The organism is Pseudomonas fungipugnans (genome assembly GCF_029955235.1).
GTDB classification, from domain to species: Bacteria; Pseudomonadota; Gammaproteobacteria; order Pseudomonadales; family Pseudomonadaceae; genus Aquipseudomonas; species Aquipseudomonas fungipugnans.
In genome coordinates, this window is record NZ_JARBWL010000001.1 from 402,767 (window position 1) to 418,228 (window position 15,462).

At 56.0% G+C, this 15,462-nt stretch carries 10 protein-coding genes and 1 pseudogene; 4 read left to right on the forward strand and 7 right to left on the reverse strand.

What is annotated here, in order from left to right; all coding sequences use genetic code 11:
• The first annotated feature begins 101 nt into the window (after nt 1-101).
• Genes POF45_RS01895 through POF45_RS01910 form a run of 4 tightly spaced genes read left to right on the forward strand, consistent with a single transcriptional unit; the run spans nt 102 to nt 6,569 of the window.
• A complete protein-coding gene (locus POF45_RS01895) occupies nt 102-3,827 on the forward strand; it encodes an ATP-binding protein (protein WP_282314898.1) in 3,726 nt (1,241 codons plus the stop codon).
• The gene (locus POF45_RS01900) at nt 3,824-4,486 is read left to right on the forward strand and encodes a hypothetical protein (protein WP_282314899.1); all 663 of its coding nucleotides are present in this window, start codon (nt 3,824-3,826) and stop codon (nt 4,484-4,486) included. Before POF45_RS01895 ends, POF45_RS01900 begins: the two co-directional genes overlap by 4 nt.
• Nucleotides 4,483-5,724 carry a hypothetical protein gene (locus tag POF45_RS01905; RefSeq protein WP_282314900.1) on the forward strand — a complete coding sequence of 414 codons (1,242 nt, stop codon included), beginning with the start codon at nt 4,483-4,485 and terminating at the stop codon, nt 5,722-5,724. The genes POF45_RS01900 and POF45_RS01905 overlap by 4 nt, the downstream gene beginning before the upstream one ends.
• Nucleotides 5,721-6,569, forward strand: coding sequence for a DUF7281 domain-containing protein (locus POF45_RS01910; RefSeq protein ID WP_282314901.1), 849 nt, complete (start codon nt 5,721-5,723; stop codon nt 6,567-6,569). Before POF45_RS01905 ends, POF45_RS01910 begins: the two co-directional genes overlap by 4 nt.
• A 58-nt stretch (nt 6,570-6,627) precedes the next feature.
• Here POF45_RS01910 and POF45_RS01915 read toward each other — a convergent pair whose 3' ends face one another.
• From POF45_RS01915 to prnC, 7 genes and pseudogenes are all read right to left on the reverse strand, one after another.
• Nucleotides 6,628-7,926, reverse strand: a complete 1,299-nt coding sequence (locus POF45_RS01915; protein ID WP_282314902.1) for a tyrosine-type recombinase/integrase — start codon at nt 7,924-7,926, stop codon at nt 6,628-6,630.
• Nucleotides 7,927-9,374: 1,448 nt separating this feature from the next.
• Nucleotides 9,375-9,860, reverse strand: coding sequence for a HEPN domain-containing protein (locus POF45_RS01920; RefSeq protein ID WP_282314903.1), 486 nt, complete (start codon nt 9,858-9,860; stop codon nt 9,375-9,377).
• Nucleotides 9,861-10,468: 608 nt separating this feature from the next.
• Nucleotides 10,469-11,008 carry a flavin reductase family protein gene (locus tag POF45_RS01925; RefSeq protein WP_282314904.1) on the reverse strand — a complete coding sequence of 180 codons (540 nt, stop codon included), beginning with the start codon at nt 11,006-11,008 and terminating at the stop codon, nt 10,469-10,471.
• Between the two features lie 195 nt (nt 11,009-11,203).
• Nucleotides 11,204-12,448, reverse strand: a complete 1,245-nt coding sequence (locus POF45_RS01930) for a cation:proton antiporter (RefSeq protein ID WP_282314905.1) — start codon at nt 12,446-12,448, stop codon at nt 11,204-11,206.
• On the reverse strand, nt 12,445-12,603 hold the full coding sequence (locus POF45_RS01935) for a PNPOx family protein (RefSeq protein ID WP_282314906.1): 159 nt from the start codon (nt 12,601-12,603) through the stop codon (nt 12,445-12,447). The genes POF45_RS01930 and POF45_RS01935 overlap by 4 nt, the downstream gene beginning before the upstream one ends.
• Complete coding sequence (gene prnD / locus POF45_RS01940; RefSeq protein ID WP_282314907.1) at nt 12,603-13,694, reverse strand: aminopyrrolnitrin oxygenase PrnD; 1,092 nt, start codon at nt 13,692-13,694, stop codon at nt 12,603-12,605. Before prnD ends, POF45_RS01935 begins: the two co-directional genes overlap by 1 nt.
• A 24-nt stretch (nt 13,695-13,718) precedes the next feature.
• Nucleotides 13,719-15,429: pseudogene (gene prnC / locus POF45_RS01945) on the reverse strand (monodechloroaminopyrrolnitrin halogenase PrnC).
• Nucleotides 15,430-15,462: the final 33 nt, after the last annotated feature.

The following is a 15,462-nucleotide window of genomic DNA, read 5'->3' on the forward strand; positions in this document are numbered from 1 at the left end:
AGCAAGCGCCATGAAACCGAATTGGTGCTGAATTTAAGCGGCTGCCGTGTGAGAAATCCGCTGTACTGCTACAGACTTGGTTTTTGCCAGAGAGGCGTCCGATGTCGCAACTAGTCAAAATCGTGCTGATCGATTCGCTTTGTGCGGGAGCGAAAGCTGAGCTCGTCATGGAAGGGAACACCAGCGTCACCGGTGAAAATGGCATCGGTAAGTCATCGTTCATCAAGCTGATTCCAGTCTTCTACGGCGCATCTCCAGGGCGCTTGGTCAAAGCAAGCACCAACCGCGAGAGCTTTGCGAACTGGTACCTCCCGCGGTCATCCAGCTTTATCGTTTTCGAATACATCAACTACGCTGGCGCCGCCCGGTGCGCGATCATGCACCGTAGCGGGGAAGGTTATTCGTACCGTCTCGTTTCAAGCCCCTGGAGCCCTGAGCTCCTGTATCGCGACTACGAAGCAGGCCAACTGGTGCTACCCGGCGAGCTGTATGGCCATCTCGCACAAAAAGGTGTTTCCTGCTCACCTGAGCTGCAGCCGTATCATTACCGGCAAATCATCCAGTTCAACAGCGGGACAGCCCATCTCGAAAAAATCGCAGATGCTGGCAAACGTAAGTTGATCGTAAGTCTGCGTATGAGCTTCTCGCTGGCGCCGAAACGCAAGGATTTCAATGGAATTGACTATGTGACGCTGGCGCTCCTGGAGAGCGGGGGCACCTTCGATACCATGAAGGCGACCATGGCCGAGATTCTTCAGCAGGAAAATGCGGATCCTAGCCGCACCCTGATGATGCTCAACGCGCAACCATTCAGGAATGTGGTCGACAACCGCGCTGGTTACGAGCTAATGGAATCGCTCAAGCCGGACATTTATCAAATGAACCTCCAATGCCATGAGTTCCGTGCTGTTGTTCGACAGATGGGTACTCAAAAACGTCGGGTTTTAATGCTCGAAGATCAGCTTAGAGAACGTCAGAACGCTCTTGTCATCGCTTTGGCTGGCCTATCCGAGGAAGACGAACAGCTTCAGATCTCGAGTAGAGAGAGAATGAGTGGCCTAAATGGCCAAAAAGGTGAAGTTAACACTGAGCTGGCAGAGCAGGAAGCATGGCTCCAAAGGTTTGAAAACAAGCGTGCCGAGTACCAACAAAATCGCACCCAACAGCTTTCAGAGCAGTTTGATCAACTACCCGAGATACGAGCTCAGCTGAATCTCAAGCAGGAACACTTGATCAAACTCAATCGCCAAGGAGCAGATATTCGTAGTGTTTATCAAGAGCTCGAGGCTGCGGCGAGAGAGGTCGCCTCGGACGGCAGGGATGTTGCCTTCTCTAGGCATACCTCGGCATCGCAAGTTATTCAGAGACGACAAAAGGAACTGCTGGCGACTCAGGAAAAGCTGCTCGAAGAAACTCGAACAGCCCACGAGACTGAGCTTGCAATGCATCTCCAGGAACAGTTGCAGGCGACAAGCACCCATGCTCGCGAGGTTGCATTCGCCGAACAGCTTAAAAACATCAGCGTTCTGCCGGCCGCGCAACGTGAACTGGATCAGTCTCAGCGTGGCATTGATGACCAGATGATGGTGGTCGCCGAGTTTCAGAAACACTTCAATGCTATTTCGGCAGAAATCGAGGGCTTTTCGCAGGAGCGACTGGTACGCGCTGCAGAATTCAGCGGCTTGCAGCAACGGAGGAACGCGCTCACCGGAGATCGCGAAAGCCTCAAGGAACAACTCAAGGCAGGCGCGGAGACCCTGCTTGGTTTTCTCCGTCGCCATCATCCTACCTGGACGGAGAATATTGCTCGACTCATCCCGGTAGATACGCTGATGCGCACGGATCTAAATCCGGCACTTCTCGAGGGGGTTGAGCAAAGCCTTTATGGCGTTGAGATTAACCTTGAGGTGCTCCCTCAAGCTGCGGTTGCAAGCACCCAGACCCTTGAAGCCGAGATTGCCTCACTGACTGCGCAAATCCAATCGCTCAGCTCGGAAATGGATGCGGTAGGGAAACAGCAGCGCAGCGTGGAAGAACGGCTCCGCCAGCACGGGCTGAAGGTGTCTGCAGCTCAGAAGGACTTGAGCAATGCATGCCTCGAGTTGGAAACATTGAAAGGGGATCACTCCGGGCTCATTGATCGAGCCCGCGAAGAGGTAATCCAGGAGCTTGCGCTGCAAGAAGCCCGCGTCTCGGAAGCGAACATTCGCCTCGAACGACTAAACCATCAGCTAGAAAACGTGAAAGAAAGGCACAGGCGCGAAGTTAGCGACATACAAGCTGATGGTGAAGCAGGCCAGATGCTGCTGGCTGGGGAGCTGAATCAAGCTGACCTGGAGCTGAATACCACACGAGAGCGCATCGATAAAACGCTAACGGCGGCGTTGCAACAAGCACAAATTGACTTGGCAGCACAGCTACTGGCTGCTGGAGTTGATGACACTGAGAGCAAACGGCTCAACTTGGAGATTGATGAGTTAACAGGGAAGGTCAAGAATCTTCTCGCACATGAATCAATGATCGATAGCTACCGCCTCTGGGTGAGAGAAGCTGTGCCAGCGGTATCCGACCGCAAGGCCACTCTGGCAAGGACGAAGGCCGAGCTCGATCGGATCAATCGCTCCATCGATCTGTGGCAACGGGAAGTGCAGACTGCGCAAAAAGTGATCAGCGAACGCAGGAAGGTTCTAGTAATCCAGGGTCATGAGGATGATCTGGAATTGGGAGCCGTTACGCGTGTCCTCCGCGAGCTCACTCAAATCGACGCAGCCACAGAGGGTCAGCTCAGCTTGACAGTTAAAGCGTCTGACATTGAGGATGAAGTAGGTAAGCTTAAGCGCCGGAGAGCCGATTGTCAGCGGAAGGGTACGGAGCTTTATCGAGAAGTTCACAAACGCTTCCAGCGAGATCGTCTGGCCCACACACCACAGGGCGCTGCGATCGAACAGATCATAAATCATGCCGCGAACGCTACTTATGAACTTGAGCTCGCATGGTTAGAAGCCGCTCCGAACCTGCAGGAATACATTGAAATCTCGCATCCAGATCAGAAGACGAAGCTGATCATCCAAGCCAAAAACCTGTCAGACGAGCTCTGCGATAGTCGCTCAAAACTGCAGCAATTGCACCGAAGCATTTTGAAGCTAGGTCGTGACGCAACGGCAAAAGCGAGCGAGGTGCTCGGTTCCTTTGCGCAGATTCGCCAGTTCGAATTCAAGGTCTCATCACGCATTCACAACATGTCGTTCTGGGATGACCTGACGAACTACGAGCAGCAATACAAGCGGTGGGATGCGATGGGTGGCGAATACCTTCCAACAGAAGGTTTCATGGAAGCGCTGCGCACCATCGAGCGACAGATTGAAGAAGGGGCGTTCACCTCCAAGCTGTCGGACTGCTTCGACGTGAACGTTACATGTAATGACCAGGGCAGAGTAAAGGTAGCGACGAACAACGCCGAGCTTATTCACCTCAGTAGCACTGGGCTCACCAAGATCATCGTCGCCATGATCTACGTCTCGCTGTTTGAACTGCTACGGAATGAGGCAGATTTCCAGATGTCTATCCCGATCGACGAGGCCCTGGAGCTCTCGCCAGAAAACTATGTAGCTTTGGTCAATTACTTCAATGAGCGCGGGCTTTCCATGCTCGCGTGCTTCCCGGGAGGAGCTCCGGAGCTGCTGCGGCAATTCAATAATCGATACAGCCTCGAGCGGAGGGCCGATACCGACTCAATCGTAGTCAAGGAATACGGCATCCAAGAAGTGGACGAGCTTGATGATCTGAATGATGCGCTTGGAAATGACGACGGGGAGGGTGCACTGTGAGCCCATTGAGAGATGTTCTACATAAGCTTCTGTCCGGCAGCTTCATCTGCCAGTACACCTACCCAGAGCTGCACCGACAGATGCGCGATGCTGACTTTGCGGTAGTGGTTGAGAACGCGCTTGCCCCGTTAGGGCGGAAATTGGCGACTTTCGGCGAGCCTGAGGCTCCGGACACGTTCTTTGCACGGTACGTAGATCTCACTGAAGCGGTCGACCGAGATGCAGCCACGGCTCAGCTGGTCGAACTGCGTGATCAGCTCAGACCCTGTCTCGAGTTCATCCGGCTGATCAATCGCGCAGGCCGGAGTGAGACCTGCCTAGCCCCGGGTGACACGATTTCCTTCGCCGACATGCTCGATTCGATCGAGAATCACGTGACCTACCGTACGCAGCTTTGGGATTTGAGTGGATACGACTTCTTCAGTAAATCCAAAAGCGGAAAGGACAACAAGGACAGGCTGAGCTTGGTGCTACGTGCTTTGGCTGATGCGGGCTACCTAGTCAAGCGCAGCAGCGAATCCGCTAACTATGTAGCCACAGGCAAAATGGGCTACGTACACACGATCCTTGCATGGATAGCCGAATACAACTCGCTCAGTCTTGACGTGGGCACGAGTGATCAACCTGGGGGCGAGCAACAGGGAGGGCTCGATTTGTGAAAGAGGCAGACTGGACAGAGTTGGGCGAAGCGCTGATGCGGAATGCGCCATTCTTGGAAGCATTGGCGATTGCAGACGAGGATGGGATCGCACTGCCCGAACGAAGGACTAAGGGTGTTTCCTACCTCATGTCCAAGGGACTGATCGAAGAGGATGATGAGCTCTACTACCTCAGTGGTTTGCTGCTGGATGTAGGCGCGCAGATTTCACTTCAAGGGTTCGAACGTGTCGCTCCTGACTTGCAGGAATCCCTCATTGCCATTCAGCAGCACTGTGAGGCCTACCATGATGCCAAGGCTGCCGACTTATCTAGTGATGCCGAACGACACCTCAAGCGTTTGACGCACAGCTGCCGCCAGGTCATGAACCATCTGCGGAATGAGCAAGCCCAGACTCGTGCGTTTATTGAGGGTGGATACGGCTTTTCACCACGCCTCAGGGATCGGCTGCGTGACATCAACAACGCAATCAATCGCCTTAAGCGCCTGCATGACAAGCTGGGGCTGTTCACTCATGTTGGCCTAGCAGGCCTCGCGCGCAGCGATCGCTCTTTGCGACGCGTTCTCCTTGAGAGTCTTCTCGGCGCGGTATCGCGAAACCGCCTTGCTTTGGATGAAATGATCGGGCGTCTTGATCGACTCAGCCTAGCGGTGCGCAAGCGTAACCACATGCGCCAGGTTGCTCACGCAGTCGATGTATTTCTCCAAGCAGGAAATCCTATCGACCTCGAGCCTCTTTTTGACCGAAAAGACGCTGCCTCCTGGGCTCCAGCAGTCAAGATGGAGCTGATTGGCAGCGTGTACTGTGACGTCGAGGCGGGAGAGAGCCTTGAAGAGCTTGAATTGCTGATCGCTTCACTCCCAGCACCTAAAACCCGGCGCATAACGGAGCCGCCCAAGCCACGTGAGTCGAAACCTGTTGTACCCAAAGACGAACCGACGAAAGTGCTAGAGAAGCCATTCGCTCGTGATCACCTAGAATGCATGCTCAAGTGCTTGATTGACACTAAGGAGCCCCAGTCTGCTGTGGCGTATTGGCAGGCACATGGATCCCCGGGAATATCCATGAGCATTTGGCTCTATGCCCTAGATGGCTACGTACGCCTGCAGTCTGCTGTGAGCAAGGTACGTTACAAGCCACTCAACTATCGATTGAACCCGGTTTACGCACCATTCCTGAGAGCATCAGCTAACCGACTTGTACTTGATCTGATTTTAGAGCGAGCAGGGCGGCTATGAGCATTTTCACCACTAGGAGATCGATTACACCCATCGTAAAAGCGATCCGGCAACACGCTACAAAGGTACAACTGAACGCGACTTGGAGCCGCCTCCACTCGGACTACGGTATCGGCACGAAGTTTGGGAGCAGTTCTTTGGCGCTGAGCGAGGGCGACCTGCATACCCTCAGGGTGATGCTGCAGCGGGACGCTGGAATTGATGCGTTGCACCAAAGTTTGGGTGAGCTGGAAGGAGACCGCATCGACACTGCGAAGAAATCCCGTAATGAAAAGCTGGCCCGCTTGAGGACGGCAGATCGAGTCGTCATGGTCGCATCGCTATCTGGTCAGCTGGAGCTGGCTTCAGGAATCTATCGCCACCCTATTGGCGGAAGCCTGAACGTCCCCGCTGAGGAGTTACATGGTTCAGAGAGAGTGCTGCTGGTGGAGAATCTGGCAGTCATGTTTGCGATTCACGAGTACCGCTGGCCGGATGAGGTAAAGCGCTTACCCATGCTTTTCCGTGGAAGCCCTCAGAACACGGCTGCGGCTGTTACGAAGGCCCTGGCCGGTGTAACTGATGTCATATGCTTCCCTGATTACGACCCTCAAGGGTGGATGAACACCCTGACGATAAAAGCTCGAGGGATTGTGGTACCAACAATGGATGCGATCGAATGCATCATTGCGGAAGAATGGGACAAGCCACAGGACTACGAAAGGCAGCACGTCGCAAGAGAATGGTTGAGGAGGATTGAACTGCCGCAAGTGGAAGATCTGCTGACCAGAGAGCTGGCAATATCGCAGGAATCTATGGCGGGGATGGGCTTGGAGGTACTCGACCTCTGTTCTTGGAAGATCTGACCGATACCTCATAGCATCTCGCGCTGGTACGCATTGGCACGTTTGAAGCTAAAGACGTTTAGCCACGATCGCGTAAACCTAGGCGCTTGACTGAGTGTGCACGCTCCTGATCGTGTGAGTGATAATACGTGTTCTGAGTCGTTGCCAGGTTGGAATGCCGAAGATCACTCTGCAAGTCTTTGGCGTTACGAAACGGCGCATCAAACGTTGCAGAGGTATGGCGCAGCCAATGCGACGAAGCTGCCCGCAGGCTGTCCATCTCATAAGCTTCACGGCCTTCAGTGCGCATGCGGTTCAGGGCGTTGTCAAAAACCGCCTGGAGGAGGGCGCGCACTTGTCGATCGGAGAGGCCTGATCGACCGCTCAGGGTGGTGATCAGCGGTGTCTTCTCTTGATACTCCGGCAATGGCGAGAGCCCCAAGAAGCGACGGTACCGCGTGAGGTAGCCGGTGACATAATCGTCCCGCACGGCGATCTTGGCAGATTTATTGCCCTTACCGATGACATGGAACCACCAGTTACCTTCTTGGTCACGGCGGAAGTCGCCCATTGTTGGTTTCCAATTACTGCGACCTGCAATATCTGAAATCCGGAGATACATACTGAACATCGTAATCAAGATAAACAACGTGCGCTCATGTTTATTGGGCTCAGCAGCCGCCATAGCCTCAGCTGTATCCAATACATAGTCCCATTGCAGCGGCGTAAGTGCACGCGTAACTACGCATTCCTCAGGAGTTGCATTGTACTGATTTTTTTTGGTGACTTTACGGAACGGATTAGTCCCAGCCAGATCTTCCTCAATCAAGTACTCATAAAAGCCACTGCAAATTTTGAAGACATTTCCCATCGAGCCTTTGGACGAGTGATACCCTTGAGACGCGTGGACGTCGGATTTAACTAAATCATCCCGGAATTGTTTCGGCGTCTTTTGCGTAAAAGGTCTCCATTTGGGGTTCATTACCACAGGATGTGTCAGCGAAGTCTCCGAGTTGTCATTATCAAGAAAGCGATTACGGATAATGGGGCCAACCCAACTATCCGGCGGATTCTTACAAAACGCCAAAAACGCCTCAGCATCAAGACGTTTGAGTTCGGTGATCGGCTGTTTTAGAACATTTAACGACCATAGTAAGAGGCGCTCGACTTGGCAGCGATAGGTGCTAAATGTCAGGGGGTTTTCCGCATAATGCCGCAGATACGCGCGCGCGGCCAGGTACCCGTCGATGGCCAGAAGCTCTTCATCGAAACTTTCCAAGTAGTCATTGACGCTGCGTATAGATGACCGACCCACAGTAAAATCCTGATCTAGAAAATCATCATGGGATTCAAATAGTGGGTAGGTGGAAATGGTCATACAAGCAACAGTCCAGCACGAATGAACGGTTTGATGAGAACTTCCTATTCTGACTGTTCTAGGAAGTTTCAATCCTCCCTTCCCAGTCGAGCATCTCTTCAAGCTGACATTACAGTTAATCGGAAACCCGATACTACCGCCATCTTTACAGCCCCGCAACTATCCACCTTTTATCTGATAACTCACTTTCATCGCTTGACACTTTCAAGAGTGTTGCTTATGCGCACGCGAGCATTCATTCTCATGTCGAATCCTGCAACTATGAGCCCTCACCAATAATCGTCTTTAGTTGGCGCGCCGCGCGCCGACAATTAAAGTCGTATGTTTTAAAACATAGAGATAATAATGGCAGGAAGCTTCAGTCACGAATATGGGACAGCAAAGCCAGGCAATTTTAGCCATATATTAAGTGATCCGTTCCACGATCGGATTTTCCTCCTCGGTTTTTGTCCTTAATACATGAATGAAATCTTCCATTCGGATTTTGTCCTTAATTCGCCCAAATAGATGAATGCCCCGTCGGTAGGGGCTTCGCCTGGTCAAGCAGCGTCCAAGCGTTGCGGTTTTTGTCCTGAATTCGTCAAGCGAGCGCTTCGGGACAGGCCGCAGGTCAAGACAACCCAGATTTCCGTGGGAATGCTGCCACGGCAGTTCAACGTTGAAGAAAACTCTGAAAGCCCCGAAAACAGCGGCGTGTACGCTTATAAACCTGAATTGAAGGCCCTAAACGAATCCGGACGTTCACCGGCCAGTTTTCTGTTTTTGTACTGGATTCGCAAAGTAGGCCGGCGACTCGGTTTTTGTCCTCATATCTCAAAAAATCGGCTAGAGGCCCCGGTTTCATTGGGTTTCGATGGCCCCGAAGCGTCGCGCAGGTTCGGTGGTAGTGTCCGCAATTAGGCGATATTGAAAGAAACGCCTCATACAATCGTTTGAACATGATTCCATAAAAATCAATGGGTTAGAGAATCCATGCCTGCTGATCAGTGTCCTGATTTCGTTAAAAAAGTGAGTTTTTGGCACAGGATAAGTGGGCTGAACGCCTTTATTCACAAGGCCTCCAGAGCGACGATCACTAGTTTTGTCCTCGTTTCGCAACGGTCACAGCGGTTTTGTCGAATCAGCGACTTAGGTAGCTCATGAACATTTATGACATAGCCTGTCGTTTAACATAATATACATTATACGAAGCTCCTGAATAATCAATGGCTTGCGTGTCCTTCCTTTTTCACACAGCAGAAAGTCACCGTAACCCTCTGTGAAGCTTCGCGATTAGCCTAATCATAGACCACCTGGCGAAGCGTGAACGCTGAGTGTTGCTAGTAGCAACACTGCCGCAGAACAATGGCCGCTGTGCTTCTTCATTCGCATCATTTCTCGCATGCGAGAAAAGCACTGTCTTGTGCCGGCGTTTTCGCGGGCGCGAAAATGAGCTTCGGACTTTCTCTTCAATCGATTGATGTCTGCGTCATTTCCGCGATGATCAGCTCCAGGTGCGGAGCCAGTTCAAAGACGTCCGTATCTAAGCCTTGAATGGAACCATGTTCATAGGTGTAGCGAGTCCCAACAAAAAGCTTTGAGCAATCATCAAGGCGGCGCTCCAACTGAAAACCAGGTGAAATACGTTCTGATATCAGGCGTATTGCATCAGCGTATTCAGGAGGAATCGCTTTATAAAGAGCAACGAGATTGTGTCCTTTGGAAGCACTAGTCAAAAACCATTCCGGGTCATCAATCTCTCCTGGATGGGCAAGATCGTAATCGACCAGAAATGACTTGAGGTACAGCTCTGAGGCTAATCCGGCATGCATTGCTGCTGGCCAAAAGAAGTCTGTATTGCCGTTGTGAGCGTGCTTTTCTATGAGCCGTGATGCCTTTAAAAAAACACGCGCTTCTGATACGACCTGATGACTTGGTAGACGTACAGGATTCATGGCTTCCTTGCTCCCGAACTTTGAGGGGAAAAAAGCTACAGGCCACGAACTACGTGGCTTGTTACCGTTTACACGTGCTACCAAAGGGTAGCTGATTTACCTACCCTGAAAGATAACGGACATGCTTGGAAGATAACGAACAAGGATGAACTACCCCTCGATCATCTGATGAGCTACCCTGCCCCATTAATAACAAATAAATATAACTCAACTAAATATCCATTTAGTTGAGTTAGCAATAAACCTGACCCGGTGCCCTACCATTAGACGAGTCTGTACGCTGACGCACAAACACCCAGCCGTTGCAACTTCCCTGCTGCATCGGTAACGCCCTTGCAGCATCAAATACAGCATGTCGCCGTGGCGATAGACCCGTACTTTCGAGGTGATTGCGAAACGTAAACCCGCCGCTGACAGCGGCAAGTTCGACAACGTCCAAGACCGCGATGGCAGTGCTCCCCTGCCCCCGGCTATGACCGCTCAGGCGCAACCCCAGGTTAACCACTAGTAAAAATCATATGTGCGGCCAACGAGCAGGCTCCATACAGCGCTACCGACGAACGTATTTTCATGGTGTTCTCCCCTTTTGCGGTAAACGATCGGCAGTGTCAGCTCGCCAGTGCCGGATGCGCGGCGGCAACCCGGTACTGGCCTGCATGGAAGACCAGCGGCTCTGCGCCGCTGTATCGGTATTGTTCGATCTCGCCAATGAAGATCAGGTGGTCACCGCCCTCGTACTGGGTGACGTTGCGGCACACCAGCACTGCCACCACGTCGTCCAGCACTGGGGCTCCCGCCTTGCCATAGGAATGAGCTACACCGGCGAACTTGTCAGCTGCTGCCCGTGCGAACTGCTCTGACAAGTGGTGCTGGTGCGCGCCCAGCACGTTGATGGCGAAGTGGCTCGCCGAGCAAAAATCCTTCAGGCTCGGTGCCGTGCGTGCCAGGCTCCAGAGTACCAGCGCCGGCGACAGCGACAGTGAGGTGAACGAGTTGGCGGTTACACCGACGTTGCGGTCGTCAGCGGTGTGCGTGGTGATCACGGTCACACCGGTAGCGAACTGCCCCAGCAAGTTGCGCAGTTCGCGGACATCGCGGCCCTCGGCATCGAGCAAATCGTGAGCCTTGGTTTTGGTGGCGGCATTCATGGTGATCTCTCCCCTCAAGCTGGCTCAGGCGGCCTGTTGGCTCATTTTTGTGGTAAAGGCATGGCATTGCTCGGCGTCGAACCACCAGGGTGCGAACTGGCGCGGGTCGTCGAAAGCATTGGTAATTGCCTCCAAATGGGCACAACCCCCTCTAGAGGGGCAATTTTCAATCGGCGTATGCATGTCTGGCGCGCTTCACTTGCCGGCATCCGGGATTGCTGGCGTCGCGTGCGATTGCACGCGCAGCGTGAATCGAACCAGCGGTGCGGTCAGCGCCGTCGTCACCAGCGCGAACACCACGAGGATCGTGTAGACCCTTGGCGGAAGGATCTGCATCTGCAGACCGATTGACAGGACGATTAGCTCCATCAAGCCTCGCGTATTCATCAACGAGCTCACCAGCATCGCATCGTGTGGCGCAAGCCCGGTGGCACGCGCGCCCAGATAGCTGCCGCCGAACTTGCCGATGAATCCGCCCGCGAGGAATACACCGAACCACATCCATGAGGCCGCGTCGTCGATCGTGCCGACCGACGCATGCAGGCCCGCATACGCGAAAAACACCGGCATCAGCACAAGCTTGACGAAACCTTCGACGTTGTCGCGCCACTCCTTCGCGACGCCGGGCACGCGCCGCACGAACAGCGCCGCCGCAAGTGCGCCAAATGCGCTATGGAATCCGATCAGCGACGTCGCGAGTGCCGACACCATTACGAAGCAGAACAACACGGCCAAGCGGTCGCGCGACGCATGCGCAGTCGATGCGAGCCGCGCAAGCGTCGGTCGAACCGCGAAGCGCACCAGGAGCGCGCACAGCACCAGATACGCGAGCAGGCTGATGAGCATGCGCGCAAATGCCCAGCCAGCCCCACCCGATAGCGAGGCAATCGTTGCAAGCAGCATCCATCCGAGCGCATCCGTCAGCATCGCGGCAGACATTGCGTGCCGTGCGCCCACCATGGCGCTGAGCGCCAGGTCGTCGATGATGCGCGCCATCACCGGCACCGCTGATACCGCAAGTGCGACACCGCAGAAGAGTACATAGGGCAGCGCCGGCGCCTCGCTGGCGAGCGTGTCTTTCGAGACGATGGCGACGATCATGCCGATCGCGGCCGGTGCGGCGAGCCCGCCCGCTGCGATCGCGACGGGTATGCGCCAGCGCTTGCCGCGCAGCGTCTCGCCCAACTCCATATGCAGACCGACCTGAAACATCAGCAGTACCAGGCCGACTTCGCCGACTTGCGCCATCGCTGACAGCGCACGTGGGCCGAACAACATGTCGTAGAAACTCGGTGCGATCACGCCGAACAGCGAAGGCCCCAACAGCAAACCGGCCGCGATCTCGCCGACGACCGCGCACTGGCCGAGCCGTTCGGCAATGCGGCCGCAGACGTTGCAGAGCGCGATCACCAGCACGAGTTGCAACAGCCAGATCGTCATGAATACCTCGCAAAGAGCGACACCGACACGAAGCTGGTGGCCGCGCGCCCAAGCGGGCCCGCCGCGACGTACGCCGTGATGACCGTGACGCCGCTCGCCAGGTTCGCGAGCGCCTGGCGCAGCGACGCGGCCGAGACCGGCTCGGCTTCACGCATCACCGCTCACTCGCGACGCGGTCGACCCAGCCGCGGTAGAACGCACGGTACTTGAGCACGAGCTTGTCGTACTTGCAGTACGCGCCGCCGCCGTCCGGCTTCATCCCGTTCCAGATTTTGACGTCGTACCCCGCTGCCTGTCTGGTCTGCAGCCCGAACAGCACGAAGTCGGTCGCGCGGCGCAGGGGGCCGCCCACCTTCTTGATCGAGATGAGCATGTGCATGATGTTCTTGCCGTCGCTCACCGGCGTCACGCACTGGAGCAGCTTGTATTTGAAGTCTCCGTCCAGGGCGACGGTCATGACGCACCCGCCGGGGTAGCCATCGAAGTGCAGGTTCATCTGCGACATGTTCAGGCCGAGCGCGCGCGACAGCATGCCGAGGGGGCCGAAGTACCGGTCCACGGTGAAGTCGATCCCGGCACCGAACCACGCGCCCGCCCGGGCCAGCGACTCAACCTCCGGCCACCGGCGCCAATCGTCGAACAGCTTGAGCTCGAAGGCCGAGATCGGGAGCGCGTGCACGGGAGTCGCGTGCTGCGCGTCGTAGAAGTTCTCGACGATCCGCAAGACCGCCGTCGTCGTCTCGAACGCGAAGTGCAGGTGCATGAAGTCGCCGTTGTCGACGTCGGCTGCGGCGATTTCGGGCAGCGGGTGCAGCGGCTGCGGGGAGCCGTACCAGGCCCACACGTAGCCGTATCGCTCGACGGTGACCAGCGTCGGCTGGCGCGCCCCGCGCGGCACGGGCTCCAGCCGGGGCACCGCCTGGCTGTGGCCGGGGATATGAACGCACTGGCCCTGCTCGTCGTACCGCCAGTGGTGAAACGGGCACTGGATGCACCCGTCCTTGACCTGCCCGTTAGCCAGGTTCGCGCCCAGGTGCGAGCAGTGGCGGTCCATCACCACGGCCCGCCCCGTCGCTCCGCGCCACGCCACGCACGGACGGCCGAAGAGCGTCAACTCCGTCGGCTTGTCCTTGAGGTCGTCCGAGCGCATCACGACGTACCAGCTCGCGGCCAGGCGCGTGGTCGCGTCGTACGCCCCCTGGGGATGCTTCTTGACGCTCGCTTGATCCAATTGGATGTCGTTCATCGTTTTTGTGTCGTCGTCGGGCGGCTACTTCTTAAGCTTAAGCGCCAAGCCGATGCGGGTCGTGATGTACGCCTTGAGCAGCGCGAACATCGGGTTGTAGTCGAAGTACTTTTTCACCTCTGCCGGCGCGCTGGTTTGCGTCCAGTACATCAGCTTCATCGCCGGCACCAGGCTGTACTTCGAGTTGTTGAGCTGCGGCTTGTCCCCGGTGATGCAGTACCCGAAGCCGAGCATCGGCTTGGCAAACTCTCGTTCGTCGATGAGGGCGTGAATCCGCGCCGCGGCCTCCTCGGCCGGCTTGCGCCCGGCGCTCACGGCCTCGACCTCGACTTTGGCGTCGTTGAACAACTGGTAGTACTGCTCCATGTCCGCGCACAGGTACCCGAGGTACGGGGGGTTGTTGTCGAGGTGATCGAGATCACCCTCGTCGCGCGACGCGCGGAACCTTGCGTGGGCTTGCACGAGCCGGAACTGCCCGAGGATCGTGCCGACCGCCCACAGCCTGTGGAACGCGTCCCATAGACGGAAGTTCGAGAACGCCGTGTAGCAGCAGCTGACGAAGTCGTCGTTGTGGTCCAAAAGCTTTTGCTGCAGGCGCTCGATGTACTCGAAGCGCTCGGGGGAGAAGTCGTCGTCGTGCAGCGCCTTGATGAGGCGCGCCGCGAGCGCGTGGATGGTCACCGCGGTGTTCTCGAGCCCCCGCGAGAAGAGCGGGTCGATGAACCCGTTCGCATGCAGCATCAGGCAGTAGCGGTCGCCGACGCAGGCGCTCGACGAGAATTGCAGGCGGTCGGTCTTGACCCAGTCGCGCACCGGCACGGCGTCCCGGAACTGCGCGCCGATGCTCGGGAACCGCGCGAGGAACTCGTCGAATTCCTGCTGCGCGCTGATGTCCGTTTTCGGGTAGACACGCGGGTCGAGCTGCAGGCCGACGCTCACCAGGTTGTTGGTCGACCGCGGGTGGTTGTTGAACGGAATCACCCAGAGCCAGCCGCCCTCGAACATGTGGTGCAGGGTCCCCTCGTGCCAGCGCCAGCGCTGCCCCTTGACCTTGAAGATGTCGTCGAATGGCTTGACCCCGAGCATGTGTGTGTAGAGGCTGCGCGAGTGCGTCTTGAAGCGACACGGTTCTTCGCGCAGCTTGAACTTGGTCGCGAGCGGCGCGCGGGGTCCTCCGCAGTCGATCATGTACCGGCCGGTGAACCGTTCACCCTGGGCGGTGGTCACCGCGACGCCGTCTTTATCGGCGTGGTATTCGGTCACGCTAGTCTTCTGGCGGACCTTGCAGCCGTATTTAATGGCGGCTTGCAACAAGTAGGCGTCGACGTCTTGCCGGTAATAATGGCTCTCCGGCCCCCACGGCAGCTCGGGAATGACGCACTGCGTGAACTCCTTCGGGTCGTGCTCCTGGCCAGGTTTGTGGAACACGAAGCCGAAGTTGCGCTTGATGCCCGTGCTCGACGAGACGTAACGTTGCGTCGAGTAGAACGACGTGATGTGGTCGAGCTCCGGAATGTCGTAGCGATCAGCGATGATGCGGTTCATAAGAGACGTCTCGGGAATCGACGATTCGCCGATCGTGAACCGCGGGTGCGACGACTCCTCGATGATCAGCACGCGAAACTGTTTTTTTGGCCAGGATGGCCCCCATCTGGGTGCCGGACATGCCCGAGCCGAGGATGATCACGTCGAAATGGTTGCTATCGCGCCCGTTCGCGGGGCTCTTCTGAGTCATGGGGGCAAACTCTCCTTGTGAGATAACACCTGG